Source organism: Sphingomonas sp. GW821-FHT10F11 (genome assembly GCF_058809095.1).
The window spans coordinates 389,986-415,616 of sequence record NZ_JBXASH010000002.1 but is presented as its reverse complement, the minus strand read 5'-3'; the positions used below and the strand labels follow the sequence as shown (position 1 = coordinate 415,616).

The following is a 25,631-nucleotide window of genomic DNA, read 5'->3' as shown; positions in this document are numbered from 1 at the left end:
CGTCACCCCGGACTTGTTCCGGGGTCCACCGTCCCGCAAACCAGGGCGCCGATGGGTGTGCGGCACAGCGGATGCCGGAACAAGTCCGGCATGACGATTAAATGATGGCAGCCACCCCCAGGACAACGGGACGCCCCCGATTCAACCCGGCGTCCCTTTCTGCTGAAATGTCCCGGAAACCGCCCGGCCCGCCACATCCACGACGGGCTGCGGATACTATTCGTTTCCGGTCACAAGAAGAGTTCCATGAAAATCCGATACCCCTCGCGAAATTCGGCGAATAAAACGGCAATAGCATCGAAGCACGTCACGCAGCCGCGAGGCACCGGGCACCCCTATTCGTGCACCCGCGACATCGCATACACCACTAATTCCCGCGCAGCGTTCAAGAAACGCTCGATTTCGCCCTACTCGCAGGTGCCTCTCGAAATTCGACGAATACTCGGGCGTTTTCCGCAACCCGGCACCGTCTCCAACACATCTTCCATCGGGTTACTGCGCCATCGCCGGCCCCTCCAACACCGCCATTGCGAAATCGCCGCAAGGGCGCTCACAGGCCCCATGACGAGGCCGAAAATTCCCGCTACCCAGCCCGGGATGCACGCCCCTTCCCCCGCCCCGACTCCGATGATGGCGCAATATCTCGCGCTCAAGGCCGATGCCGAGGATTGCCTGCTCTTCTACCGCATGGGCGATTTCTTCGAGATGTTCTTCGAGGATGCTAAGATCGCCGCGGCGGTTCTCGACATCGCGCTCACCGCACGCGGCGAGCATGACGGCGCGCCGATCCCGATGTGCGGCGTGCCGATCCATGCAGCGGAGGGCTATCTCGCCCGGCTGATCAAGGCTGGCCACCGCGTCGCCATCGCCGAGCAGACCGAAAGCCCCGCCGACGCCCGCGCGCGCATGGGCTCCAAGGCACTCGTCTCCCGCGCGATCATCCGCGTGGTCACGGCGGGTACGCTGACCGAGGAAGCCCTGCTCGACGCCCGCACCGCCAATTGGTGCGTCGCGATCGGCGAGGTCGCGGGCGGCGTCGCCATCGCCGCGGCCGATGTCTCGACTGGCCGGTTCGAGCTGATCGAAACGGGAGAAGCCGGGCTGATGGCCGAACTCGCCCGCCTCGCCCCGGCCGAGACGATCGCGTCCGAAACCAGCGCCTATACCGAGGCAGCGACCACGCTCCGCCCCCGCAGCGAGTTCGACACCGCCGCCGGCGAGGCCCGGCTCAAGGCGCTGTTCGGCGTCGCGACGCTCGACGGCTTCGGCCAGTTCAGCCGAGCGGGGCTCGCCGCGGCCGGTGGGCTCGTCGCCTATCTCGATCACACGGCGAAGGGTGCCCTCCCCTTCCTCCGCCCGCCGCGCCTGCTCCAGGCGGCGCAGCAGATGGCGATCGACGGCGCCACCCGCGAAAGCCTGGAACTGACCGCCACCGCCGCCGGCGCGCGCAAGGGCAGCCTGCTCGACGCCGTCGACCGCACCGTCACCGGCGCCGGCGCCCGCGCCCTCGCCGCGGACATCGGCGCACCGCTGGTCGATCGCGCCCGCATCGAGGCCCGGCTCGATCTCGTCCAGCTGCTCCACGACGACAGCGGCCTGCGCGAGGCGCTCCGCTCGACGCTCCGCAGCCTGCCCGATATCGGCCGAGCACTCGGCCGCCTCGCCGCCGGCCGCGGCAGCCCGCGCGATCTCGGCCAGCTCCGCGACGGCCTCGACGGCGCCTGGAAGCTCGGCGAGCGGCTCGACAGGATCGACCAGCCCCCCGCCTTGCTCGCCGACCTCGCCCCGCAACTGCGCGGCCATGGCGGGCTGATCGACCTGCTCGCCCGCGCGCTCGTCCCCTCGCCGCCGATCGACGCCTCGGCCGGCGGCTATATCGCGGAGGGCTATGACGCCGCGCTCGACGATCTGCGCGATGCCGGTGCCGGCGGCCGTCGCGCCATCGCCGCGCTGGAGGCCGAGTTCCGCACCCAGACCGGCGTGTCGGTGCTCAAGATCCGCCACAACGGCGTGCTCGGCTACCATATCGAAGTGCCGGCCCGCGCCGCCGATCCGCTGATGAAGGCGGACAGCGGCTTCACCCACCGCCAGACCCTTGCCGGCGTCGTCCGCTTCAACGCCCCCGCGCTGCACGACGTCGCGATGAAGGTGACTCAGGCCGGTGCCCACGCGCTTGCCGCCGAGGCCGCCCATCTCGAGGACCTCACCGCCGCCGCGCTCGACCGCCGCGAGCCGATCGCCGCGACCGCCGACGCGCTCGCCCGCCTCGACGTCGCCGCTGGCCTCGCCGAACGTGCCGCGGAGGGCGGCTGGGTCCGCCCCGCTCTGGTCGAGCATAGCTGTTTCGAGATCGAGGGCGGCCGTCACCCCGTGGTCGAGAACGCCCTCGCGGCCCGCGGCGAGCGCTTCGTCGCGAACGACTGCAAGCTCTCCGAGGACTCGCGCCTCTGGCTCGTCACCGGCCCGAACATGGGCGGCAAATCGACCTTCCTGCGCCAGAACGCGCTGATCGCGGTGCTCGCCCAGGCCGGCGCCTATGTGCCCGCGACCGCCGCCACACTCGGCCTGGTCGACCGCCTGTTCAGCCGCGTCGGCGCCTCGGACAATCTCGCAAGAGGCCGCTCGACCTTCATGGTCGAGATGGTCGAGACCGCCGCGATCCTCGCCCAGGCGACCCCGCAGAGCTTCGTCATCCTCGACGAGGTCGGCCGCGGCACCAGCACCTATGACGGCCTCGCCATCGCCTGGGCCGTGGTCGAGGCGATCCACGAGGACAATCGCTGCCGCTGCCTGTTCGCCACGCATTACCACGAACTGACCCGCCTCGCCGAACGCTGCGACGCGCTGACCCTCCACCATGTCCGCGCCCGCGAATGGAAGGGCGAGCTCGTCCTGCTCCACGAAGTCAGCGAAGGCCCCGCCGATCGCAGCTACGGCCTCGCGGTCGCGCGGCTGGCGGGCCTGCCCCCGGTGACGATCGCCCGCGCCAAGGCAGTGCTGGCGAAGCTGGAAGCCGGGAGAGCGAAGACCGGCGGGCTGGCCGCAGGGCTCGACGACCTGCCGTTGTTCGCGGCGATGGCGGCGGAAGTGGAGGAAGAGGTCGACGCGCTCAAGGCCGAGGTGGAGAGCATCGACGTCGACGCCCTCACCCCGCGCGAGGCGCTGGAGGTGCTGTACCGCCTGAAAGCACTGGCGAAGGAGTCATGAGCGAGGCCACTCTGGTTACAACCCCTCCCCTTCAGGGGAGGGGCAAGGGGTGGGGCAGCGGCGGGCAGGGCTCGATGCCCTGCTCGGCGCTTCGACGCGTGACGCAACGACCCCTTATGAGCGCGCAGACGCGCGCACCCACCCCCTTCCCCCTCCCTTTCAGGGAAGGGGATTATTTGGGGCTGGCCAACCGCACCACCCACGCCGCGCCGCCAATCGACAGCGCTACGAACAACATGGTCCACTCCATCCGGCTCCCGGGATTGCCGATCACCCGCGGCAGATGCAGCAACAGGGCGAACCCCCAGCACATCACCGCCAGCAAACCGGCCGCGAGCCGAACCCGCACGCCAGCCAAAATCGCCACGCCGGCCGCAAAATGACACGCGCCCGTCGCATAGGCCCAGAACAGATGCCCGGGGATCCAGCCCGGCACCATCGCCGCGGTGAAGTCGGCATAGACGAAATGCGCCGTCCCGAACTCGATCGCGCACAGCCCGAACAGCACACGCGCCATCGGCACGCTCCACCCCGGCAGCCGTCCGGGTGCCCGCACCGCGAACAACAAGGCAGCGCCCAGCGCGATCGCCCCCTGTTCGGCCACGCCGAGCAGGGACGCAACGCCGGGCGAGCCAATCACCAGCGGCAGATGCAGCCCGAGGGCGAACAGCGCGAACCACACCGCCAGCACCGCCGCGCCCACCGCGCTGCTCCGCCGCGCGATGACCGCCGCACCGCCCAGCAGCAGGACCGCCCCGCTCAGCAGCGCCAGCGCCTCGCGCGCCGGCCAGCCCGCCGGCACCGGCTGCCACTGGAACGCGAAGTCCCGCGCGATCAGCCCCAGCACGCCCAGTCCCACAGCGCCCAGGCCGATCGCCAGCCCGTCCGTATCGATCAGCGACCGAAGCCGCGATGGCGTGCCGTCCATGTCATCCTCCCCCGACAGCGCCCTGCGTCTGTCCAGGGAGAAAGCTGTGTCAAAGGCGGCGCAAGCGCAATTCCCCTGCCCGTCAACGTCAGGGGACTCAGTGCGAACGTGACGCCACCCCAAGGACTCACTACCTAGCCCCCATGACCGGCCGCTTCGACTCCCTCCCCCATCGCCGCGCGATCATCGATCGCCGCACCCTGGCCGATGCGCTCGCCGCGCTTGAGGGCGACGACAAGCTCGCGCTCCGCCGCGCCGCGACCGACATCCTCAAGACCGCGCTCGATGCCGGCCGCGACGAGATCGGCCGCCGCCTGATCGAGCATCCCTCGCGCGGGCTGGAGGCAGCCGCCGCCCAGGCCTTCCTCACCGATCAGCTGCTGCGCCTGCTCTACGACTTCACCGTCACCCGTCTCTACCGGCTGAGCAACCCGACCGCCGCGGAACGCCTGACGCTGATCGCGGTCGGCGGATACGGCCGCGGCGAGATGGCACCCTATTCGGACCTGGATATCGGCTTCCTCACCCCCTGGAAGCAGACCGGCTGGGCCGAGCAGGTCATCGAGACGATGCTCTACGCTTTATGGGATCTCGGCCTGAAGGTCGGCCATAGCAGCCGCTCGCTCGACGAAATGGTGCGCCAGGCAAAGAGCGACGTGACGATCCGCACCGCCCTGCTCGAGGCGCGGTACGTCTGGGGCGACATGGCGCTGTACGACGAGGCAGCGGCCAAGTTCAGGGCCGAGGTGCAGGCCGGCACCGCACGCCAGTTCATCGCCGACAAGCTGATCGAGCGCGACATACGCCACAAGAAGATGGGCGACACGCGCTATGTCGTCGAACCCAATGTGAAGGAAGCGAAGGGTGGCCTGCGCGATCTGCACACGCTCTTCTGGATCGGCAAATATGCGTACAATGTCTCGGAGCCAGCGCAGCTGGTCGAGGCCGATCTGCTCAGCCGGGCGGAATATCGCCTGTTCCACCGCGCCGAGAATTTCCTCTGGGCGGTGCGCTGTCACCTGCACAGCCTTGCCGGGCGCGCCGAGGACCGGCTGACCTTCGACCTGCAGCGCGAGATCGCCGAGCGGATGCGCTTCGCCGATCGGCCGGGCAAGTCGAGCGTCGAGCGCTTCATGCAATATTATTTCCTGCAGGCGAAGACGGTGGGCGACCTCACCGGCGTCTTCCTCGCGCACCTCGACGAGAAGTTCGCCGCGCGCGGCCGCCGCTTCGGCCTGCCGACGCTGCGCCGTGCCCCGGGCAAGCTCAACGGCTTCACCGTGGATCGCGGCCGGCTCGCCCTCCCGTCCGACGACTTCCTCCAGAAGAAGCCGGTCCGCCTGATCGAGATGTTCGCGCTGGCCGACAAGCACGGCATGGAGATCCACCCGCTCGCGATGCGCGCCGCCGCGCGCGACGCGAAGCTGGCCGACGACATCCGCCGCGATCCCCAGGCCAACGCACTGTTCCTCGACGTGCTGACCAGCCCGCGCGATCCCGAGACGGTGCTGCGCTGGATGAACGAGGCCGGGGTGTTCGGTCGCTTCGTGCCCGACTTCGGCAAGGTCGTCGCGCAGATGCAGTTCGACATGTATCACCACTACACCGTCGACGAACACACCATCCGCGCCATCGGCCTGCTCGCGAAGATCGAACGCGGCGAGCTCAACGAGGATCACCCGCTCTCCTCGGCGATCATGAAGCAGATCGTCTCGCGCCGGGTACTCTATGTCGCGGTGCTGCTGCACGACATCGCCAAGGGCCGGGGCGGCGATCACTCGCTGCTCGGGGCCGATGTGGCCAACCGCCTCTGCCCGCGCTTCGGCCTCAACCCGGCGGAGACCGAGACGGTCGCCTGGCTGGTCCGCTGGCATCTGCTGATGTCGGCGACGGCGTTCAAGCGCGATCTCTCCGACTTCAAGACCATCCTCGATTTCTGCGAGATCGTGCAGAGCCCGGAGCGTCTGCGCCTGCTGCTGACGCTCACCGTGGTCGATATCCGCGCGGTCGGGCCGGGCGTCTGGAACGGCTGGAAGCGCCAGCTGCTCTCGGACCTGTACGAATCCGCCGAGGAAGTGCTCCGGCTCGGCCACAAGCAAAAGGGGCGCAGCGAACGCATCGCCGCCAAGCAGGAGACGCTGCAGGCGGTACTCGGCTGGGACGACAAGCGTTTCGCCACCTTGGTGAAGCGCCTGCCCGAACCCTATTGGGTCGCCGAGCCCGAGGACGTGCTCGCCCGCAACGCCCGCGTCATCGAGGAAGCGGGCTCGGCCCAGTTGTTCATCGCGGCGCAGGTCTATCCGGAGCGCGGCGCGACGCTCGTCACCGTCTATGCCGCCGATCATCCGGGCCTGTTCTATCGCATCGCGGGCGCGATCAGCGTGGCGGGCGGCAACATCATCGATGCGCGCATCCACACCACGCGCGACGGCATGGCGCTCGACAATTTCCTCGTCCAGGATCCGGTCGGCCGCCCGTTCGACGACGCCGCGCAGCTCAACCGGCTGAAGGGCGCGATCGAGGATGCCCTGGCCAATCGCTCCAGGCTCGCCGACCGGCTATTGGCGAAGCCCCTGCCCCGCACCCGCGCCGAAGCATTCGACATCGCGCCCAATGTACTGATCGACAACCGCGCCTCGAACCGGTTCACCGTGATCGAGGTCAATGCGCGCGACCGGCCGGCGCTGCTGCACCAGCTTGCTCATGCGCTCTTCCAGTCGAAGGTGACGATTCACTCGGCGCACGTCGCCACCTATGGCGAGCGCGCGGTCGACACTTTCTACCTGACCGACCTGACCGGCGACAAGATCGCGGGGGGCACCCGCCTCAAGGCAATCGAGAAACGCCTGCTCGAAGCGGCAGCGGGCACGCCGATGATGGAAGCCGCCTGATCCGACAAGGGAGAGTCGAAATGCCGGTACTGGGAATTGGAGGATTGTTCTTTCGCGCCAAGGATCCGGACGCGCTGTCCGCCTGGTACCGCGAGCATCTGAATGTCGGCGCCGGCTGCATGGCCAGCGCCGAAGGCACGCCGGATGAATGGTCGTGGAAGACGGAGGGCGGCCCGGTCGTCTTCGCGCCCTTCAAGGCCGACACCGACTATTTCGCCGAAGACAAGCAGTGGATGATCAACCTGCGGGTCAGCGATCTCGATTCCCTGCTCGAACAGCTCAACGCCGCCGGCATCGACATCATCACCAAGCCGGAATGGAACGACCCCCAGATCGGCCAGTTCGCCCGCATCCACGATCCGGAGGGCAATGCGATCGAGCTGTGGGAACCGCCTGCTTGATTCAAACGGCACGCGCTCCAGGCTAGAGCAACTCCGGTTGGGCGCGATCCACCCCTCCCGTTCGTGCTGAGCTTGTCGAAGCACTGTTCTTTCTTCGGCGCGCGGGAAAAGGGGAAGAACAGCCCTTCGACAAGCTCAGGGCGAACGGTAGGGATGAGACCCGCGACACCGAAAGCGAGGCTGCGGCGACATCGAAACGCCGCCGCAGCCCCACCATCAGAAGCGCTTGCGCAGAGTCACGCCGTAAGTGCGCGGCTCGGCAAGGAAGGCGGAGAAGATCTGGTTCCCCGTGGCAAAAGCCGGCGCACCGAACTTCTGCACCTGGGACTGCGATCCGGCACCCTGGAACGGCGCGTTGAACGCCACCTGCTCGTACTTGGTGTCGAGCAGGTTCTGCGCCCAGAATTCCAGGCTCCAATTCTGGTCAGCACCGCGCAGGCCGATACGCGCGTTCATCAGGAAGAAGCTGTCCTGCGCCTTCTCGATGAACAGGTCCGAGCCGGTGTTGTAATCGGAGCTGAGACGGCCATCGACATAGAACAGGGCGGAAAGGCCGCTCGTCCCGATCTCCGGCGTCCAGCTGGTCGACATGGTCACCACGTTGCGCGGTGCGTTCGACATCTGCTGGCCCGGCAGCAGCGCGAGGAACGGATCGAGCGCCTCGCCCGCCTGGCTGCCGACCAGGTTGTTGCGGTACTTGGTGTCGGCCAAAGTGTAGCCAAGATTCACCGCGAAGTTGCGCGCCGGGTACAGTCCCGCCTCGATCTCGACGCCCTGCGAGAGCACGCCGTACTTCACGCCCGAGGTGCAGGCGCCGGTCGCCGCGCTGTTGTCGCCATCCGCCCCGTTCAGGCTGGTCTTACACGATCCGATGTTCTGGACGATGTAGTTGGTGCCGTTGAAGGTGTTGAGCTGGAAGTTGCTGAATTCCTGCCGGAAGCCCGCGACGTTCAGCGTGAACTTGCGCGAGCTGTACTTGAAGCCGACCTCATAGGAATTGACCGTCTCCGGATCGAAGCGGAGCAACGCTGCATTCGGGGTGGCCGTGGTCGACGCCAGATATGCCGGCCCGAGGTCCGAACGGTCGAGATTATAGCCGCCCGCCTTGTAACCGCGCGAATAGCTCGCATAGACCATCAGCCCGTCGACCGGCTTGTACGAGATAACGCCGGTGCCGGTGAACTCGCCTTCGCTCAGGCTGTCGCTGATCGTCTTGCCGTTGAGTCCGATCGTCGAATTACCGGTGCAGCCGAGCGTGATGATGCCCGCTGCCGTCGACGCGAGCGCCGGATTGGTCAGCAACCCGCCGAGACCGCCCTGCGCGGTACCCGCCTGGAGCGCCGGGCAGATCGTGTTGTTGTTCTGGAAGCTGGCGTTGAAGTCCTTCTTCTCGTGCGTGTAGCGCGCGCCGATCGTGATGCTCAGCCGGTCGGTGACCTTGAAGATATTGTGCGTGAAGGCCGCGAAATTCTCGCTGCGCTGGTTATAGACATCGCGGATCGTACCAAGGTCGTTGAGCGTGCTCAGCCGGTTGAGATTGCCGATGACGAGCGGCGCCGCGGCACCGAGCGCCCCGTTCAGCGTCGCGATGCCGGTCGCGCTCAGGCAGCCCGGCGCGTTCGGATTGCGCAGCACCGCCGCCGGGCTGACGCCCGAGACGACACGGCAGGCGGCGAACATGCCGTACTGCGTGCCGAATTTCAGGTTATCGACGACCTGCAGGTCCTCGCGGCTGTAATAACCGCCGATCAGCCAGTCGAGCTTGTCGCCGAACGCCGAGCCCTGCAGCCGCAATTCCTGGCTGAAGGTGTGGAACTGGCGGTAATTATTGCCGTCATCCGGGCGATAGCCAATGTCGAGGCTACCATAATCGATGTCGGATGCGCCGCCCGCCTTGTACTCGCGATACGCCGTGATCGAGGTCAGCGAGGCGCCGCCGAAATTCCAGTCGACCTGGGCCGAGCCGCCATAGTCCTTGGTCTTGTTGCTGTAGGCGCGGCCCGCGGTGTTCGCGATGCGGCGGTTGTACGGGTCGTTCGCGCTCGGGAAGACGGCGCCCATGCTCGTCATGATGTCGACGATGCGGTTGCTCGCCGACACGGCATAGTCGCCCGGCACGCCCGGAGTCGGATCGGTCTTCTCGCGCAGATCGACATAGACCGCGCCGCAGCACTTCTCGTTGCGATAGGTATAATCGCCGATCAGGCGGATCGACAGGTCGGAGCTGGGCTGGAACAGCAGCTGACCGCGCACGAAAATGCGGTCGCGATTGTTGTAATCGGTCTTGTTGACCGTGTCGTAATAGAAGCCGTCGCGCTTGCCGTAGACGCCGTCGACGCGGAAGGCGACCGTGTCGGTGATGGGACCGGTGACGGCACCCGCAACGCGGATGTTGTTGTAGTTGCCGTAGCTGACCTCACCATAGCCGCCAAAGTCGAACGCCGGCGCCTTGGTGATGACGTTGATCAGGCCGGCGCTGGCATTGCGACCGAACAGGGTGCCCTGCGGCCCGCGCAACACTTCGATCCGGTCGACCTCGCCGATATCGTTGAGGCCCGAGCCGGTGCGGCTGCGATAGACGCCGTCGATGAACACCGCGACCGAGCTTTCCAGGCCGGGATTGTCGCCAACCGTACCGATGCCACGAACGCGCGCCGAGGCATTGGCCTCGCTGCCGGTGGAAGAGACGAGCAGCGACGGCGCGAGCTGTGCCAGCGCACGGATATCGGTCGCGCCCGAATTCTGCAGCGCCTGCTGGCTCACCGCGGAGACCGCGATCGGCACGTCGGACAGGCGCTCGGAACGGCGGGTGGCCGTCACGATGATGTCCGCGCTGCCCTCGTCGGCGGTCGCTGTATCGGCGGTACCTTGCGAGGCGGACTGTGCCTCGGGCTGGGGGGTGGTCGGGACGTCCTGCGCAAAGGCGGGTACGGTGAACGCGATGGCGGCGACAGACAACAGATACGCGGATTTACGCATTGCGACACTCTCTCCAGATTTTGTTTTTTGAGTATTGGGTATCCTCATCGGATAGCCGTACGGGCGCGTTCGTCCATAGATAGATGGCACCAAATCCGTTTTTTGAATGTCTGTGATGCAGACAAACAACAAAAGGCCCGCACCGGTCCTGTTGACCGTCGGGCTTACGTTACGGAATGCTGGGGAAGGGCACGATCGCCCGAAAAGTTCCGCGGCAACGTCGTCGCCGCGGAAAAAAATCGTGTTGCCGGCTTGTTACTTCGGCGCGAGGACCATCAGCATCTGGCGGCCTTCCATGCGCGGATAGGCCTCGACCTTGGCAGTCTCGACGACGTCCGCCTGGACGCGCTGGAGCAGCGCCATGCCGAGCTGGCCGTGGCTAAGCTCGCGGCCGCGGAAGCGGAGGGTGATCTTGACCTTGTCGCCTTCGCCGATGAACTCGATCACCTTCTTCATCTTGGTGTCGTAGTCGTGATCGTCGATGTTCGGACGCATCTTGATCTCCTTGATCTCCTGCGTCTTCTGCGACTTGCGGGCGAGGTTCGCCTTTTTCTGCGCCTCGTACTTGAACTTGCCGACGTCGAGGAACTTCGCGACGGGCGGATCCGCGTTGGGCGACACTTCGACGAGGTCGAGCCCGACGCTCTGCGCCTGCTCCATCGCTTCGCGGGTGTACATGACACCGAGATTCTCGCCGTCCTGATCGATCACGCGGACCTTGGGCGAGACAATGAATTCGTTGAAGCGCGGGCCGTTGAGCGGCACGGGCGCCCCTTGCGGGCGCCGGATCATGGGAGGACGGATAGGTACTGCTCCTTGGTGGTTGGACAGGGCGATATAGTGATTTTTGGCGTGTTGGGGAAGATGCCCCCGGCTTTCGCCGGGAACAACTTGCGGAGCGCGTTACAGATCGGGCGGAGTCGCGCCCTTCTTCAGCATCGCGATCGCCTCATCGAGGCTCAGTATCTGCTGGCGATCGCTGCCGAGCTGGCGCAGCGCAACGGTGCCTTCCTCCGACTCGCGCTTGCCGACGACGAGCAGATTGGGGACCTTCGCCAGGCTGTGCTCACGCACCTTGTAGTTGATCTTCTCGTTGCGCAGATCGGTCTCGACGCGCAGGCCCGCCGCGGCGAGCTTCTCCGCGACGACCCTGGCATAATCATCCGCGTCCGAGACGATCGTCGCGACCACCGCCTGCACCGGCGAGAGCCAGAGCGGGAAACGGCCGGCATGATGCTCGATCAGGATGCCGATGAAGCGCTCGAACGTGCCGAGAATCGCGCGGTGGAGCATCACCGGGCGATGGCGATTGCCGTCCTCGCCGACATAGCTCGCATCGAGTCGCTCGGGCAGCACGGTGTCCGCCTGCATCGTGCCGACCTGCCAGGTCCGCCCGATCGCGTCGGTCAGGTGGAATTCGAGCTTGGGCGCGTAGAACGCGCCCTCGCCCGGCAGTTCCTCCCAGCCATATTCCTCGGTCGCGCGGCCGGTCGCCTCGACCGCGTCCCGCAGGATCTGCTCGGCTCGGTCCCACATCGCATCGTCGCCGAAACGCTTCTCGGGGCGCAGCGCCAGCTTGATCGCATAATTCTCGAAACCGAGATCGCGATAGATGCTGTCGAGCAGATCGCAGAACGCCTTGATCTCGTCGATCAGCTGATCCTCGCGGGCGAAGATATGCGCATCGTCCTGGGTGAACTGGCGCACGCGCATGATGCCGTGCAGCGCGCCGTGCGGCTCGTTGCGGTGGCAGCAGCCGAACTCCGCCAGGCGAATGGGCAGGTCGCGATACGACTTGATGCCCTGACGGAAGATCAGGACATGCGCCGGGCAGTTCATCGGCTTCAGCGCCATCAGGTCGGATTTGCCCGACAGGATCGGCGCCTCGTCGTCGGTCGAGGGGATCTCGTCCGGCACGACGAACATGTTCTCGCGGTACTTGCCCCAATGGCCGGACTGCTCCCACTGGCGCGCGTCCATCAGCTGCGGCGTCTTCACCTCGACATAGCCCGAAGCATCGAGCCGGCGGCGCATATAGGCCTCGAGCTGGCGCCACAGGATATAGCCCTTCGGATGCCAGAACACCGATCCCTGCGCTTCGGGCTGGAGGTGGAACAGGTCCATCTCCTGGCCGATCTTGCGATGGTCGCGCTTGGCCGCTTCCTCCAGGCGGAAGAGATGCTGGTCGAGCTGCTTCTTGTTGAGCCAGCCGGTCCCGTAGATGCGGCTGAGCATCGCGTTCGCCTGGTCGCCGCGCCAATAGGCGCCCGAGACGCGCGTCAGCTTGAACGCCTGGGGATCGAGCTTGCCGGTCGAGGCGAGATGCGGCCCACGGCACATGTCGAGCCAGTCGCCACCGGACCAATAGACCGTCAGCTCCTCCTGCTCGGGCAGTTCGGCGGCCCATTCGGCCTTGAAACTCTCGCCCTGCTCGCGCCAGCGCTGGATCAGCTGCTCGCGGCTCCACACTTCGCGGCGGAGCGGCTTGTCGGCGGCGATGATCCTGCGCATCTCCGCCTCGATCGCCGGCAGATCCTCCTCGGTGAAAGGCCGGTCCTTCGGCGCGAAATCGTAATAGAAGCCGTCCTCGGTCGAAGGGCCGAAGGTGATCTGCGTGCCGGGGAACAGCGCCTGCACCGCCTCGGCCAGCACATGCGCATAATCGTGGCGCGCGAGTTCCAGCGCGTCCGCCTCGTCACGGCTGGTCACCAGCGCGAGCTGCGCGTCGCCGTCGAACGGGCGCATGATGTCGCGCAGGTCGCCATCGACGCGCGCGGCGATCGCCGCCTTGGCGAGGCCCGGACCGATCGCCGCGGCGATGTCCGCGGGGGTAGTCCCCGGCGCTACCTCACGGACGGAACCGTCGGGCAGCGTTATGCGGAACATCTCGGACATGACGAAATCGGTACTTTCTGTGTTGGGAAGGTGCGCGGGCTTATGCACGCGGCGCCTATATAGGCAAGTCGAAGCGGAAAGCGTAGCATCGGCATTCCGGGAGCCCATTGCGACACGCTATGCCAGATGGAGCGGCCCCCTATGACGACACTGACGGCGATCCTGCCCTGCAACGACCTCGATGCGTCCGAGGCCTTCTACAACCGGCTCGGCTTCCGCCAGCCGCCGGAGAGCGCCGGTACCTATGACGACTATCGCATGCTCAGCGACGGCAAGGGCGGCGACATCCATCTTCAGCCCGCGGTTAAGGGCTGGCTGGTGCCGGGACGAAATCCGTTCGGCCTGTATCTCTACACCGAGGACGTCGATGCGCTCGCCGCGATCTTCCGCGACGAGATCATCGAGCGGGAGAAGCGGCCGACCCACAAGCCCTGGGGCATGTACGAATTCGCGGTGAGCGACCCCGACCAGACCCTGGTCCGTATCGGCTGGCCGAGCCGTTTGATACAATAGCGGCAAGCGCTGGGTTCGGGGAGAGGTATGTGCGGGATTTCATCATGCTGATGCATAGCGATACGGTCACGGCACTCTCCTCCGATATGTGGCCCGGCTATTTCTCGTTCCTGCGCGGGCACGATGCGTTCGGGGGCGGCAGTTCGATCGGCACAGGCGCGACCTTCCGGAAACAGGGCGTGCCCGGGGAGAGCAGTCCCCATCTGGCGGGCTATATCCGCGTGCGGGCCGAGGATATGAGCGCGGCGCAGGCATTGCTGGCCGGCAATCCCGTATTCGATTGTGGTGGCACCGTTGAAATACGCGAACTGCCGCGCGATTGAATCGAACGGGCGGCCCCTAGAAGACGCCGAACGGCACGACCTTGTTGTCCGCGTCATGGCCGATATCCGCCGCGCCCATGAAGGGCACGCCCATCTCGCGGCACCAGCGGTCGATCACCTGCCGCACATCCTCGGCAAAGGGCGGATCGTTGGGGATGATATCGCTCATCCGCCCGAGCCGCACCCCGGCGATCCCCTTCAACTGGGTCGCATGCGCCATCTGGAAGAGCATCCGGTCGATCCGGTAGAGCGGCTCGCACAGATCCTCGATGATGAGGACATGGCCGGTCAGGTCGGGCAGCCAGGGCGTGCCGATCAGCGCGTTGAGGATAGCGAGGTTGAACGCAACGCTTGGCTGCCCGCCAAGGCCGGACTCGAGCACGGCGGCGTCGCGGCGGACCAGCCAGGCGAGCGTGCGGGCGATCGCCGCCTCGCCGCCCTCGCGCTTCAGGTCGCTGACCAAAGGAGCATGGACCGGGCGCCCGAGGCGGCCGGCATAGAGCGCACCGAGCAGGAAGCCGCCATCGGAATAGCCGCACCAGGTCTTGGCCGAGGCGGCAGGTCCAAGCGCGGGCATCACGGCGTCGAGGATGCGGTTGGCGCCATAGCCGCCGCGCGCGAACCACAAGGCGTCGAACGCCGCGTCATTGGCGAAGTCGAGAAAGGCGGCGGCCCGCGCGTCGTCGGTCCCGGCAAAATGCCCGCCGTCGCTCAGGAAGCATTGCGGGTGGAAGACGAGTTCGGCCTCGGGAAAGGTGCCCGCCGCAAAGGCCGTCGCCCGATCGGCCAGCGCCTGGTCGATCGGTCTGCCCGGAGCGACGATTCCGATCCGCATTGTCACCCTCTCGCTTGCCCCGATCCCAGAATCCCGCGATAGCGCCCAGCCATGCACGACGGCAAATCCTACTTCTTCGTCGGGATCGGCGGCAGCGGCATGATGCCGCTGGCGATGATCCTCAGCGGCCAGGGCGCCAGGGTCGCCGGGTCGGACCGGACGCTCGACCAGGACCGGCTTCCCGCCAAATTCGACGATCTGCGCGCCAAGGGCATCACGCTGTTCAAGCAGGACGGCAGCGGCATCACCTCGGCGAGCCAGACGGTGGTCGCCTCGGCGGCGGTGGAATCGACCATCGCGGATATCGTCGCCGCCGACGCGGTCGGCGCGAAGCGGATGAGCCGGGCCGAACTGCTCGCCAAGCTGTTCAACGCCGCACCCTTGCCGATCGGCGTGGCCGGCACCTCGGGCAAGTCGACCGTGACCGGCATGATCGGCTGGATCCTGCACGCGACGGGCCGCGACCCGACGGTGATGAACGGCGCGGTGATGAAGAATTTCGCGAGCGACGACGCGCCCTTTGCGAGCGCGCTCGTGGGCAATGGCGAGTCGTTCGTCAGCGAGGTCGACGAGAGCGACGGATCGATCGCGCTCTATTGGCCCAAGGTCGCGGTGCTCAACAATGTGAGCCTCGACCACAAGTCGCTCGACGAGCTGCGTACCCTGTTCGGCGATTTCATCGCGCGCGCCGCCACCGCGGTGATCAACCTGGACAATGGCGACGGCGCAGCGCTGGCGATGACCGTGCCGCCGGAACGCCGCCTGACCTTCTCGATTGGCCAGGAAGCCGATCTCGTGGCGATCGGCCTGGTGCAGCGGCCGTTCGGCGTCGATTTCAGCCTGTCCGAACGCGGCGCGGCGCCGGTCGCGGTGTCGTTGAAGGTGCCGGGGCGCCATAACGTCTCCAACGCGCTGGCCGCGATCGGCGCGGCGCGGGCGGCGGGCGTGCCGCTGGTCGAGGCGGCGCGGGCGATTGGCGGTTTCACTGGCCTCAGGCGACGGATGGAGCTGGTCGGCGAGGCGAACGGCATCGCGGTGATCGACGATTTCGGCCACAACCCCGACAAGATCGCCGCCACGCTCGACACGCTGCATGCCTTTCCAGGGCGGCTGCTCGTCCTGTTCCAGCCGCATGGCTATGGCCCGCTCAAGGTGATGCGCAGCGAACTGGTCGCAACCCTGGCGGACAAGCTCGGCGAGGAAGACCTGCTCGTCCTGCCCGACCCGGTCTATATGGGCGGCACCGTCAATCGCGAGGTGACCAGCGGCGACATCACCGCCGATGTCGCCGCGGCGGGCCGCAAGGCGCTCCACATCCCGACGCGCGATGCCGCCGCGGCGCATCTCGTCGCCGAGGCGCGGCCGGGCGACCGCATCGTGGTGATGGGGGCGCGGGACGACACGCTCAGTCAGCTTGCCGCGGATATGCTGGCGGGTATCGCGAACAAGGCTGGCAACCGGCTACAGGCATGATATCGCGGCCGCCAGCGCAACCAATGAGGCCTGCCATGTTCCGCCGCCTGTTCCTCGATCACCCGAAATCGGTCGGCGAAAGCTATACCGAGCATTTCGGCGTCGCCTCGCGCTTCGGGATGAAGATGATGTGGGGCGGCCTGCGCTGTTCGCTCCACGCTTTCCTGCCGTTCGTGTTCAAGACCGCCGGCAGCGACACCGTCTCCGCGCTGCATGCCGAACTGGTCACCAAGCGCAATGCGGCACGGGCGGCGCAGACTCAGATGGCGACCGTCGAATATGTGATCTGACGGGGCCGGTTTTCCGGGAGCGGTGCTGGCCGTTCGAGGGCGCGATCCTCCTTGTTCCGGGCGTTTAACAGGGAGAAAACAGTCGAAGTCGGCATTGCCTGCAAAGCTTGCCGAGCGAACGAGCCGACGACGACAGGCGCGGGAGAGGCAAGTGGAGCGCATTGGGGCCGCGACGGGACGAATCGACCATATGGTCATTCTGGGCGGCGGTACGGCCGGCTGGATGACGGCGGCGGCCCTATCCCGGGCTTTCGGGAAGCGGCTTTCGATCACGCTGCTTGAATCGGAGGAGATCGGCACCGTCGGCGTCGGCGAAGCAACGATCCCGACGATCCATTGGTTCAACGACCTCGCCGGGCTGGATGAGGCGGCCTTTCTTCACGCCACCAAGGCCACGTTCAAGCTGGGGATAGAGTTCGTCGACTGGATGCGGCCTGGCCACCGCTATTTCCACCCCTTCGGGCAATATGGCATCCCGCTGCCCGGCGTTGCTTTCCATCACCGCTGGTTCAAGGCGCGGGCCGAGGGCTTCGACCTGCCGCTAAGCGCCTTCTCGCTGGCGACCGGGCTGGCGCGCCAGGGCCGCTTTGCCAAACCGGTGAGCGACCCCCGCTCGATCCTGTCCACGCTTGGCTATGCCTATCATTTCGATGCGAGCCTCTATGCCCGCCATTTGCGTACGCTCGCCGAGGCGAATGGCGTGACGCGGATCGAGGGCAGGCTCGATCAGGTCGAACGACATCCGGAGACAGGCTTCGTCACCGCACTCACCACCGCGCGGGGCGACCGATTGGAGGGCGAGTTGTTCGTCGATTGCTCGGGCTTCCGCGCGCTGCTCATCGAAGGGGTGATGCGGGCAGGCTATGACGATTGGTCGCACTGGCTTCCGTGCGACCGCGCCGTCGCCGTTCCGTGCGCGCGTGTGGCGGCGACCACCCCGCACACCCGGGCCACGGCGCGGCCCGCCGGGTGGCAGTGGCGCATCCCGCTCCAGCACCGCACCGGCAACGGCTATGTCTATGGCAGCCAGTTCGTGAGCGACGACGAGGCGGCGGCGACCCTGCTCGCCAATCTCGATGGCGAGGCGCTGGCCGAACCACGCTTCCTGCGCTTCACCGCGGGGCGCCGGCGGCACAACTGGATGGGGAACGTCGTCGCGATCGGCCTCTCCTCGGGTTTTCTCGAGCCGCTGGAATCGACGAGCATCCACCTGATCCAGAGCGGCATCGCCAAGCTGCTCACGCTCTTTCCGGACCGCGATTGCGCCCCGGCGCTTGGGCGTCGATTCGACGCGCTGTTCGCGGCGGACATGGACAATATCAGGGATTTCCTCATCCTCCACTACCATGCCCAGGAGAGGCCCCAACCGCTCTGGACGGGGTGTCGACATATGACGCTGCCCGACACGCTGGTCGAGCGCGAGGCGCATTATCGCCGGTCCGGCCGGGTGATCGTGGGCAGCGACGAGCTTTTCCGCGAGGCGAGCTGGCTCGCCGTGCTCAACGGCCAGGGCATCGTCGCCGAGGATTACAATCCCCTCGCCGACACGCTCGATCCGTCCACCAATCGCACACAGCTCGAGCAGGTTGCCGACCTTGTCGCCCGCGCCATTGCCGCGCAGCCGCCGCATGACGAAGCGCTGGCCCGGATCCAGGGCGTCGCGGTGACATCATGACGCCGCCGGAGATCGTTGCGCGGCGGATCGGCCACGAGCAACAGGCGATCGCGATCGTCGACGGCTTCGCGCCCGACCCGGACGCCTTGCGCGCGGCGGCGCAGGCGAGCCGCTTCGGCCCCGCGGGTCGCCACTATCCCGGGCTGCGCGCGCCGCTGCCACCCGGCTATCTCCCCGCGGTCCGACCGATCGTCGCCACGGTGTTGCGCGAGGTGTTCGGCCTCGACCGCGCCGATCTGCTCGATGCCGGCTTCTCGATCGTGACCATGGCGCCCGGAGCATTGTCGCTGCAGCAGCGGCTTCCCCATGTCGATGCCGTGGCGGCCGGGCGGATCGCCCTTGTCCATTATCTCGTGCCCGAAGGCGGCGGCACCGCCTTTTTCCGTCACCGCGCGACCGGATTCGAGACGATCGACGAAGCCCGTGCGCCCGTCTATTTCGAGCGTCTCGACGCAGAGCTGCGCTCCCATAAGCCGGCGCCCGCTTATATCGCCGACAGCACGCCGTTGTTCGAGCGCATCGCATTGGTCGAGGCGCGCTATAATCGCGCGCTCCTCTATCGCAGCGCGCTACTCCACAGCGGCGCGATCGCGCCGGACGCGCTACTGAGCGACGACCCGGCGCGGGGCCGGCTGACCGTCACCGCCTTCCTGTCCGCCGCATGACGACCGGCGGCTTTACGGCCAGATAGACGGTGCTCCAGAGCTGCGCCGCGTTCGATTCATCGACATCCTGCCGGCCCGCGCCGAACGGCACCGCCCGATACTGACCGCCTTCGAACGTCCAGGACCATAGTTCCGAACTCTGCAGCGCGCGGGTCGCGGAGATGGCGCGCCACAGGCGCGCCTGTGCCTGGCGGAGCCGGTTGCGGGTCAACGCAGGCACGTCGCGCCGGGCGATCTGACGTTCGAGCCCGGCGGCAAGCAGCGCCTGCTGCCACGACCAGACGACGGTGCCGTGATAGGCCCCGGCGGTGAAGCGCGCCTGCTCGGCCTTGTCCGTCAGCGCCGGATTGGCCACGAGCAGGCCGATATCGGTCATCAGCCCCGCCGGGAAGGGACGCATGATCGCACCCACATAGATATCGAGATCGGCTGGTGAGGGATCGCCGAAGAGGAGGGCGAAGCCTTCGTCCGAATTGAGGATCGGCACCGGCTCGCCGTTCGCGTCGAGCGAGATGGCGTGGAAGGCGAGCGGCGCGGTGCCGAGTGCGGCGACCGCGGGTCCGGCGGGCACGCCGAGCTTGGTCGCATAGGCCTGGATCATCGATCCGGCCTTGGCCGCTGACATTGAGACACGAAAAAGCTCCGGTACGCGCGCGCGCCACAACATGGCCGTCGCCCGGGCCCGCTCGAACGCGGCCCGGTCCGTCGCCGCCAGATAGGGCCCGAGCAGACCGGCGCGGAACAGGCGATCTGCTGCCTCGAGCGCCGCCGGGACAAACACGGCGTTGACGTCATAGGGATAGCGCCCACGGCCGATCCCTTCCTCGCTGTCGCGCCACTGGCCGGTCATCCGGCCGGGCTTGAGCGATACGAGGCGGGTGGCGCCGGGCGCCCTGGCGAAGGGTTCCGCCTGGGCGAGCACGAAACGCAAATTGCGCATCAGCGCCGCGCCGGCATTCTCCGCCGTGCCGGGCCTCGCGTCACTCGCAATGTCGCGCGCGAGGAAGGCGCGCGCCGCGCGCGGCCCCGCATGGTCGAGCAGGTAGCTCGCCGCCACGGGTGCGAGCATGAAATCGTCGTCGATCATCGCATAGTCGAGCGTTGGCGCGTCGCCGCTGCCGCCATGTTGCCGCCGGTCGAGGATGGCGAATTCGGACAGGCCTTCCTCATGGGCGACCTCGCCCCCCTCGCTGAGCCGCGCCAGCACGGCGCCGAGCCCGGCTTCGATCGCCGCCGGGCGGAGCACAGGCATCAGCAGTCGCACCGACATCAGCGTGTCACGACCGAAATAGGTATCGAAGCGCCACGAGCCGGCGAGGAATTTCTCGCGATAGCTCAGGAAACGCAGTGCATTGCGCGCCGCCGGATCGTCGGCCGCACGGTCGTTGAGCAGTTCGGGAAGAGTCAGCCCGGTCAGCGGAGTGTCGCCACTCGCGGCGGTGATCTCCAGCCGGATGCGATCGCCTGGCCCAGCATGGATCCCCTCCTTGTCGAGGCGCCCGTCGAGTACCCGCAGGTCAAGCCGATAGCCTGGCGCCCCATCGACCCGGTCGCGGGCATATCGAACCCGGTCTCCGTCCACCTGCATCGGTGACGCCACGTCGGCCGGGAATGTGCCGACCGCCTGATAGTCGCGCAGGAAGCGGATATTCGACAGCACCGCCTGCCGTATCGCCAGCCGCGTCGCGGTGACGCTGGCCACGGCGCGGATGCCGTAGAGCGGGCGACCCCGGCCGTCGGTCAGCGTGATCGGCTGCGGGGTGCCGTCCAGTTGCCAGCGCGCCGGCGCCGATACGCGATCGAACCATAGCCCGACCCCGCTATTGCCCGCCGGAAAGGCGACAAGGATGCGCGGGTCGTCTCCTGACCGCAGCAACAAATGTGCGGCGACCTTGCCGTCGCGGACAAAGGCGTTGAGATTCTGTCCCTCGCTGATCTGGTAGCTCAGCTCGGGCGCGCGCTGGGCAGGCCCGGGCGCCGCCGCCATCAGGCATAGTGCCGCGGCCAGAGCCCGAACGAGCGGTGCCGGCATCAGAATTTCATCGTCACCGAGCCGCCAAAGGTCCGACCGACGATGCCACGGGCGTAGAAATAGCCCGACGTGGCATTCTGCGTCTGGCCCTGGCGCGGATTGCCCTCGGTCAGCCCGACCACGTCGAAGATATTGTCGACGTCGAAGCTTACCTGCAGGCGTTTGGTCAGGTTGACGGCGACACCGGCACTGGTCACGCCATAGCCCGGCAACGCCACGCCATTGCCCGAATCCGCGAAGATCTTGCCGATATATTTGTACCGCCCATAGACCGAGCCCAGCCCGTTCGGCAGCTTGATCGTCGGGGTGATCGTGTAGAGCCTAGCGGGCGTCCGCTCGGGCCGGTTGCCGTCATAGGTCGGTTGGGCCACGCCGTTCAGCCGCAGGTTGCTGAGCTTGGGATCCTGGAACACGCCGGCGAAGTCGATCGAGAACCAGTCGACCGGCCGCACCATCGCATCGATCTCGATCCCCTTGGTGCTCAGATCGGCGAGGAAGCTCGTCTGCTGTGTCGGGTCGGACGGGTCGATGAAATTGTAGAATTGGTCGTTGAAGTTGGTGCGGAAGACCGTCGCCGTAGCGCTGAAGAAACGGCCGATCTGATACCGGACACCCGCCTCGTACAATTCGATCTCGGTGGTCGGATCGGTATTGTTGGTCTGGAAGCCCCTGGCGTAGCGGCCATAGACCGAGAGGCTCGGCGTAATGAGATAGTTGGCACCCACCGTCCAGGCGGCCTTTTCCTGAGTGCGCCGGGTGGTGGTGAAAGTCCCGTCCCAGGTCGAGCCCACCGTCGGGATGACGCCGGGCGTGCCGGGCGGCACCGGCTGGTTGACCGCGGCCGCATTGCCGTCGCGGAATCGCGCCTCGTCGCTTTCCCAGCGGATGCCCGCGTCGATATGCAGCTTGTCGCCGATCGCCAGTTCGTCGTTGATATACACCGACATGGACTTGTCGTCGCGCTCGCGGATGCCCACCCCCCAGTCGCCATAGGAAATAAGGCCGTTGTCGCTGAGCGTGCCGATGACGTTGTTGTTCGCATCGAGGGCGACGATGTCGTAAATGTCGCTGTTGGTGCGGACGTCGTTGACCACGGTGCCGGTCGCCGACTGATTCTGCGCGCGGTGGACATCGTAATACATCACGCCGGCGGTCAGCGAATTCTTGAACGCGCCGCTTTCGAATTCCCAGCGGAAGCCGGCATTCGCGCCGAAATCATGACCCTTCAGGGAATCGTGGTTGAGCACGGTTTCCTGCAGGAAACCGTTGCCGTTCAGAGCATTCAACACATCGGCCTGGTTCGAGCCGGTGACGGTGCCGGTGCGCAGGTTCTTGATGCCGAAGCGCACCGTCGCCGGGAAGGCTGCCGTGCCGAGCGTCAGCAGGTTGTTGATCGGCGAATCCGCACCCGGCGTCAGATAGTTGACCGCGCTGGTGAGTCCGGCATTGCCCGTGCCCGATCCCGGGAAGAGCCCGTTGAAGTCATAGCTGAAATCGAGGTAGCGGGTCCTGACGAACAGTTCGAGCCCGTCGGTCACCGGTTTTTCGAAGTCGAGGCGCAGCTGCTTGGTCTTGGCCCGCACGCCTTCGCTGTAGCGGAAGTCGCGCAATCCATCCGGATCGACGAAGGTCGAAACCGGCACGGCGATGTTCCTGAAGGCGTCGCCTCCGATATTGCCGAACTGGGTGTCGAGGCCGGGAACGCTGCCCGGCTTGCCGTTGCTGTAGGTATAGGGTTGGTCGGCATAATAAGCCGTTTTCAGGTCGCCGATCTTGCCGGTGAGCCGTATCGAGCCGCCCCCGTCGAAGCGATATTCGAGCATCGCCTTGACACGATAGCCCTTGTAATCGAACGGGTTGTCGCGGACGCCGGGGCTGCTCTCGACATAGCCGCCCACGCTGAACGCGAGGTTGTTGGCGATCGGCGCGGAGAGATAGAGGTCGGCGCGCTTCAGCCCGTAATTATAGGCGGTGACGCGGGCGATGCCCTCGAGCTCGGTGAAGTTGGGCCGCTTCGAGATGAAATTGATCGTCGCACCGGCGCCGTTGACGGTCAGCACGCCCGACGAGCCGCCCTTCACGGCCTCGAGCCGGTCGATCGTGAGATCCTGCGAAAAGAAGAAGTCGGCACCGCCACCCTGATACAGGATCGGCATTCCGTCCTCTTCGAGCTGGACAAAGCGCTGCCCGCCGCCCTGAAGTCCGCGGACCGAATAATTGTTGGAAAGCTCGCCCGCCGTGCCCTCGACGAAGATGCCGGGGACGAGTTCGAGCATGTCGGCGGTGGAACGCGGCGCCTTGCGATCGATGGTCTCTCGCGTCGCATAGGTGATATCGGCGGAAGACGTGATCAGCGGGCGGTCGCGCGAGGTCTGGCCGGTAACGACGATGTCCTGAATGTTGCTGGCATCGTCGGCTGGCGGCGTCTGGGCGGAACCTGCCGCCTGTGGGGTGGGCGGCGCATCGCTCTGGGCAGTCTGCGCCAATGCCGGCACCGCCGGAAATATTGCCGCGCCGAGCAATAGTCCCGCACGCACGCTGAGACGCTCCGAAACAGGCATGTCTCTCTCCCTGCACGTCCGGTGACCGGGCGTGACGCTGACTCGCAAACCGCGATTTTTTTTGGACAACCCACGAAGCGGCTTCCGGGTCCAAGGTCGCGCGTGGGGCGGAGTGGACTTCACCGCACTTGTGGCACGGCTGGTCCGGCTATCGGCCGTCGCGCGCGTTGGATGTGGAACCCCAACCCGCGCAGGCCCAATGCCCGCTCCGCATCGGAAGCTCCATCTGACAACCACACGCGACTATCTGACAACCTGGCTTGACAGACAAGCACGCTTTACTGTAAAGCCTCCTTCACTGATTCGAAAGGAGCCTTTACTCATGGCAAAAAGCAAAGCGATCTCACGCTACAACCGGCGGGTGATCGTCCTCAGCCTGATCTACGCGGCGGCGCTGTTCTTCGCGGTCTACTGCTTCAAGCACCAGTTGCTGAGCGGACCGGTCGCCTGGATCGCCGGAATCCTGCCCGCGCTGCCGATCATCGGCATCCTGGTGGTCATCGGGCGCTACCTGACCGAGGAGACCGACGAATATCTGCGCGACATGATGGTGCGCCAGGCGCTGATCGCGACCGGCTTTGCGCTCAGCATCGCCACCGCCTGGGGTTTCCTCGAGAATTTCGGGCTCGTGCCGCATGTCTATGCCTATTACGCGGTGATCCTGTGGTTCGCCGGGCTGGGCGTCGGCGCCTGCGTCAACAAGCTCCAGGCATGGCGAGGTGCGGCATGAAGAACCGCCTCAAGGTGCTCCGCGCCGAGCGTGACTGGAGCCAGGGCGATCTCGCCGACCGGCTCGAGGTCTCGCGCCAGAGCGTCAACGCGATCGAGACCGGCCGTTACGACCCCTCGCTGCCTCTCGCCTTCAAGATCGCCGAGCTGTTCGAACTCTCGATCGAAGACATCTTCACCAGCCCTTCCAAGGAGACCATGCAATGACCCCCGCCACCAAAGGCCGCCTGATCGCCGCCATCGCCCTGCCGCTGCTGCTGCTCAACGTCTTCCCCGCCCATGCCGCGCCCGCCCCGGCCCCAGCCATGACCAAGACCGCTGCGCCCGCGGCGGAGACGATGGACCATATCTCGATCGAGGCGACCGGCACCGGCCCCGCGATCTTCCTGATCCCGGGCCTCTCAAGCCCCCGTGCGGTGTGGGAAGGCGTGGTGCCGGAGCTGGCGAAGACCCACAAAGTCTATCTCGTCCAGGTCAACGGTTTCGGGGGCGAGGCGCCGGGCGCGAACCTGCAGCCTGGCATCCTGAACGGCATCATCGGCGATCTGGACGGCTATATCGTCCGCAACAAGATCACGGACGCGGCGGTCGTCGGCCATTCGCTGGGCGGGCTGGTCGGGCTGATGTTCGCCAAGGCGCATCCCGACCATCTGTCGCGGCTGATGGTGGTCGATTCCCTGCCCTTTTTCGGCATGATGTTCGGCCCGACCGCGACGGTCGCGATGGTCGAACCGCAGGGCAAGGCGATGCGCGACCAGCTGGTGGCGACCTGGGGCAAGCCGGCCAATCCGGCCCAGGCCGAGGCGGTGGCCAACCAGCTCGCGCTCAAGCCCGAGTCCCGCGCCAAGGTAAAGGCATGGGTGATGGCGGCCGATCCGCGCGTCTCGGGCGAGGCGATGTATGAGGACCTGACGACCGACCTCCGCCCCGATCTGGCCGCGATCGGGACGCCGATCACCCTGGTCTATCCGTGGAGTGCGGCGGTGCCCAGGCCGATGGCCGACGCGCTGTACAAGGGCGCCTATGCCGCCGCGCCAAGCATGACCTATGTCGATGTCGGCGACAGCGCCCATTTCGTGATGCTCGATCAGCCGGCCGCCTTCGCGATGGCGCTCAAGGCCTTCGCCGACGCGAAATAGCACCGATATGGTGGTAACCTGACGGCTAACCGCCTGATTTTCCGGCTTGACCCCTTCCCCCCGCTGCGCTCCAACTCATGGCGCAGCAGGGGGGA

At 66.5% G+C, this 25,631-nt stretch carries 19 protein-coding genes; 12 read left to right on the top strand and 7 right to left on the bottom strand.

The features are described from left to right. The first annotated feature begins 627 nt into the window (after positions 1-627). Complete coding sequence (gene mutS / locus AC1RT8_RS08285; protein ID WP_493075571.1) at positions 628-3,207, top strand: DNA mismatch repair protein MutS; 2,580 nt, start codon at positions 628-630, stop codon at positions 3,205-3,207. A 172-nt stretch (positions 3,208-3,379) separates the two neighbouring features. Here mutS and AC1RT8_RS08280 read toward each other — a convergent pair whose 3' ends face one another. Next, on the bottom strand, positions 3,380-4,135 hold the full coding sequence (locus AC1RT8_RS08280; RefSeq protein WP_493075133.1) for a DoxX family membrane protein: 756 nt from the start codon (positions 4,133-4,135) through the stop codon (positions 3,380-3,382). 143 nt (positions 4,136-4,278) lie between these two features. Between AC1RT8_RS08280 and AC1RT8_RS08275 the strand changes: the two genes are divergently transcribed. Next, positions 4,279-7,026 (top strand): [protein-PII] uridylyltransferase, encoded by a 2,748-nt coding sequence (locus AC1RT8_RS08275; RefSeq protein WP_493075132.1) that lies wholly within the window; start codon positions 4,279-4,281, stop codon positions 7,024-7,026. A gap of 20 nt (positions 7,027-7,046) precedes the next feature. Then, positions 7,047-7,427: a VOC family protein gene (locus AC1RT8_RS08270; RefSeq protein WP_493075131.1), complete on the top strand. Its 381-nt coding sequence runs from the start codon at positions 7,047-7,049 to the stop codon at positions 7,425-7,427. 216 nt (positions 7,428-7,643) lie between these two features. On the opposite strand, the gene AC1RT8_RS08265 is transcribed toward AC1RT8_RS08270, so the two are convergent. The 3 genes from AC1RT8_RS08265 to thrS all read right to left on the bottom strand — a co-directional run bounded on the left by AC1RT8_RS08265 (position 7,644) and on the right by thrS (position 13,301). Continuing rightward, complete coding sequence (locus tag AC1RT8_RS08265) at positions 7,644-10,406, bottom strand: TonB-dependent receptor (RefSeq protein WP_493075130.1); 2,763 nt, start codon at positions 10,404-10,406, stop codon at positions 7,644-7,646. A 255-nt stretch (positions 10,407-10,661) separates the two neighbouring features. Then, positions 10,662-11,198, bottom strand: a complete 537-nt coding sequence (gene infC, locus AC1RT8_RS08260; protein ID WP_299913759.1) for a translation initiation factor IF-3 — start codon at positions 11,196-11,198, stop codon at positions 10,662-10,664. Between the two features lie 111 nt (positions 11,199-11,309). After that, the gene (gene thrS / locus AC1RT8_RS08255) at positions 11,310-13,301 is read right to left on the bottom strand and encodes a threonine--tRNA ligase (RefSeq protein WP_493075129.1); all 1,992 of its coding nucleotides are present in this window, start codon (positions 13,299-13,301) and stop codon (positions 11,310-11,312) included. 141 nt (positions 13,302-13,442) lie between these two features. On the opposite strand from thrS, the gene AC1RT8_RS08250 reads away from it, so the two are divergent. After that, the gene (locus AC1RT8_RS08250) at positions 13,443-13,814 is read left to right on the top strand and encodes a VOC family protein (protein ID WP_493075128.1); all 372 of its coding nucleotides are present in this window, start codon (positions 13,443-13,445) and stop codon (positions 13,812-13,814) included. 29 nt (positions 13,815-13,843) lie between these two features. Continuing rightward, positions 13,844-14,137 carry a YciI family protein gene (locus AC1RT8_RS08245; RefSeq protein ID WP_493075127.1) on the top strand — a complete coding sequence of 98 codons (294 nt, stop codon included), beginning with the start codon at positions 13,844-13,846 and terminating at the stop codon, positions 14,135-14,137. 16 nt (positions 14,138-14,153) lie between these two features. Here AC1RT8_RS08245 and AC1RT8_RS08240 read toward each other — a convergent pair whose 3' ends face one another. Further along, complete coding sequence (locus AC1RT8_RS08240) at positions 14,154-14,972, bottom strand: LD-carboxypeptidase (protein ID WP_493075126.1); 819 nt, start codon at positions 14,970-14,972, stop codon at positions 14,154-14,156. Positions 14,973-15,023: 51 nt separating this feature from the next. On the opposite strand from AC1RT8_RS08240, the gene AC1RT8_RS08235 reads away from it, so the two are divergent. From AC1RT8_RS08235 to AC1RT8_RS08220, 4 genes are all read left to right on the top strand, one after another. Further along, complete coding sequence (locus tag AC1RT8_RS08235) at positions 15,024-16,445, top strand: glutamate ligase domain-containing protein (RefSeq protein WP_493075125.1); 1,422 nt, start codon at positions 15,024-15,026, stop codon at positions 16,443-16,445. A gap of 35 nt (positions 16,446-16,480) precedes the next feature. Then, a complete protein-coding gene (locus AC1RT8_RS08230; RefSeq protein ID WP_493075124.1) occupies positions 16,481-16,735 on the top strand; it encodes a DUF6356 family protein in 255 nt (84 codons plus the stop codon). A gap of 190 nt (positions 16,736-16,925) precedes the next feature. Next, positions 16,926-18,410 (top strand): tryptophan halogenase family protein, encoded by a 1,485-nt coding sequence (locus tag AC1RT8_RS08225; protein ID WP_493075570.1) that lies wholly within the window; start codon positions 16,926-16,928, stop codon positions 18,408-18,410. Further along, positions 18,407-19,075, top strand: a complete 669-nt coding sequence (locus tag AC1RT8_RS08220; RefSeq protein ID WP_493075123.1) for a DUF6445 family protein — start codon at positions 18,407-18,409, stop codon at positions 19,073-19,075. The genes AC1RT8_RS08225 and AC1RT8_RS08220 overlap by 4 nt, the downstream gene beginning before the upstream one ends. On the opposite strand, the gene AC1RT8_RS08215 is transcribed toward AC1RT8_RS08220, so the two are convergent. Beyond that, a complete protein-coding gene (locus tag AC1RT8_RS08215; RefSeq protein WP_493075122.1) occupies positions 19,050-21,107 on the bottom strand; it encodes a hypothetical protein in 2,058 nt (685 codons plus the stop codon). The genes AC1RT8_RS08220 and AC1RT8_RS08215 overlap by 26 nt on opposite strands. Further along, positions 21,107-23,668 (bottom strand): TonB-dependent receptor, encoded by a 2,562-nt coding sequence (locus tag AC1RT8_RS08210; RefSeq protein ID WP_493075121.1) that lies wholly within the window; start codon positions 23,666-23,668, stop codon positions 21,107-21,109. Before AC1RT8_RS08210 ends, AC1RT8_RS08215 begins: the two co-directional genes overlap by 1 nt. Before the next feature lie 322 nt (positions 23,669-23,990). On the opposite strand from AC1RT8_RS08210, the gene AC1RT8_RS08205 reads away from it, so the two are divergent. The 3 genes from AC1RT8_RS08205 to AC1RT8_RS08195 are packed head-to-tail and all read left to right on the top strand — an operon-like array spanning position 23,991 to position 25,536. Then, positions 23,991-24,398, top strand: coding sequence for a hypothetical protein (locus AC1RT8_RS08205; protein ID WP_493075120.1), 408 nt, complete (start codon positions 23,991-23,993; stop codon positions 24,396-24,398). Further along, complete coding sequence (locus tag AC1RT8_RS08200) at positions 24,395-24,604, top strand: helix-turn-helix transcriptional regulator (protein ID WP_372849665.1); 210 nt, start codon at positions 24,395-24,397, stop codon at positions 24,602-24,604. The genes AC1RT8_RS08205 and AC1RT8_RS08200 overlap by 4 nt, the downstream gene beginning before the upstream one ends. Then, positions 24,601-25,536 (top strand): alpha/beta fold hydrolase, encoded by a 936-nt coding sequence (locus tag AC1RT8_RS08195; protein ID WP_493075118.1) that lies wholly within the window; start codon positions 24,601-24,603, stop codon positions 25,534-25,536. The genes AC1RT8_RS08200 and AC1RT8_RS08195 overlap by 4 nt, the downstream gene beginning before the upstream one ends. Positions 25,537-25,631 lie beyond the last annotated feature (95 nt).

Excerpts from the sequence above, each read along its gene's own strand:
- mutS (WP_493075571.1), top strand. The coding sequence starts at position 628 with ATGATGGCGCAATATCTCGCGCTCAAGGCCGATGCCGAGGATTGCCTG.
- AC1RT8_RS08280 (WP_493075133.1), bottom strand. The coding sequence starts at position 4,135 with ATGGACGGCACGCCATCGCGGCTTCGGTCGCTGATCGATACGGACGGG.
- AC1RT8_RS08275 (WP_493075132.1), top strand. The coding sequence starts at position 4,279 with ATGACCGGCCGCTTCGACTCCCTCCCCCATCGCCGCGCGATCATCGAT.
- AC1RT8_RS08270 (WP_493075131.1), top strand. The coding sequence starts at position 7,047 with ATGCCGGTACTGGGAATTGGAGGATTGTTCTTTCGCGCCAAGGATCCG.
- AC1RT8_RS08265 (WP_493075130.1), bottom strand. The coding sequence starts at position 10,406 with ATGCGTAAATCCGCGTATCTGTTGTCTGTCGCCGCCATCGCGTTCACC.
- infC (WP_299913759.1), bottom strand. The coding sequence starts at position 11,198 with ATGATCCGGCGCCCGCAAGGGGCGCCCGTGCCGCTCAACGGCCCGCGC.
- thrS (WP_493075129.1), bottom strand. The coding sequence starts at position 13,301 with ATGTCCGAGATGTTCCGCATAACGCTGCCCGACGGTTCCGTCCGTGAG.
- AC1RT8_RS08250 (WP_493075128.1), top strand. The coding sequence starts at position 13,443 with ATGACGACACTGACGGCGATCCTGCCCTGCAACGACCTCGATGCGTCC.
- AC1RT8_RS08240 (WP_493075126.1), bottom strand. The coding sequence starts at position 14,972 with ATGCGGATCGGAATCGTCGCTCCGGGCAGACCGATCGACCAGGCGCTG.
- AC1RT8_RS08235 (WP_493075125.1), top strand. The coding sequence starts at position 15,024 with ATGCACGACGGCAAATCCTACTTCTTCGTCGGGATCGGCGGCAGCGGC.
- AC1RT8_RS08230 (WP_493075124.1), top strand. The coding sequence starts at position 16,481 with ATGTTCCGCCGCCTGTTCCTCGATCACCCGAAATCGGTCGGCGAAAGC.
- AC1RT8_RS08225 (WP_493075570.1), top strand. The coding sequence starts at position 16,926 with ATGGTCATTCTGGGCGGCGGTACGGCCGGCTGGATGACGGCGGCGGCC.
- AC1RT8_RS08220 (WP_493075123.1), top strand. The coding sequence starts at position 18,407 with ATGACGCCGCCGGAGATCGTTGCGCGGCGGATCGGCCACGAGCAACAG.
- AC1RT8_RS08215 (WP_493075122.1), bottom strand. The coding sequence starts at position 21,107 with ATGCCGGCACCGCTCGTTCGGGCTCTGGCCGCGGCACTATGCCTGATG.
- AC1RT8_RS08210 (WP_493075121.1), bottom strand. The coding sequence starts at position 23,668 with ATGCCTGTTTCGGAGCGTCTCAGCGTGCGTGCGGGACTATTGCTCGGC.
- AC1RT8_RS08205 (WP_493075120.1), top strand. The coding sequence starts at position 23,991 with ATGGCAAAAAGCAAAGCGATCTCACGCTACAACCGGCGGGTGATCGTC.
- AC1RT8_RS08200 (WP_372849665.1), top strand. The coding sequence starts at position 24,395 with ATGAAGAACCGCCTCAAGGTGCTCCGCGCCGAGCGTGACTGGAGCCAG.
- AC1RT8_RS08195 (WP_493075118.1), top strand. The coding sequence starts at position 24,601 with ATGACCCCCGCCACCAAAGGCCGCCTGATCGCCGCCATCGCCCTGCCG.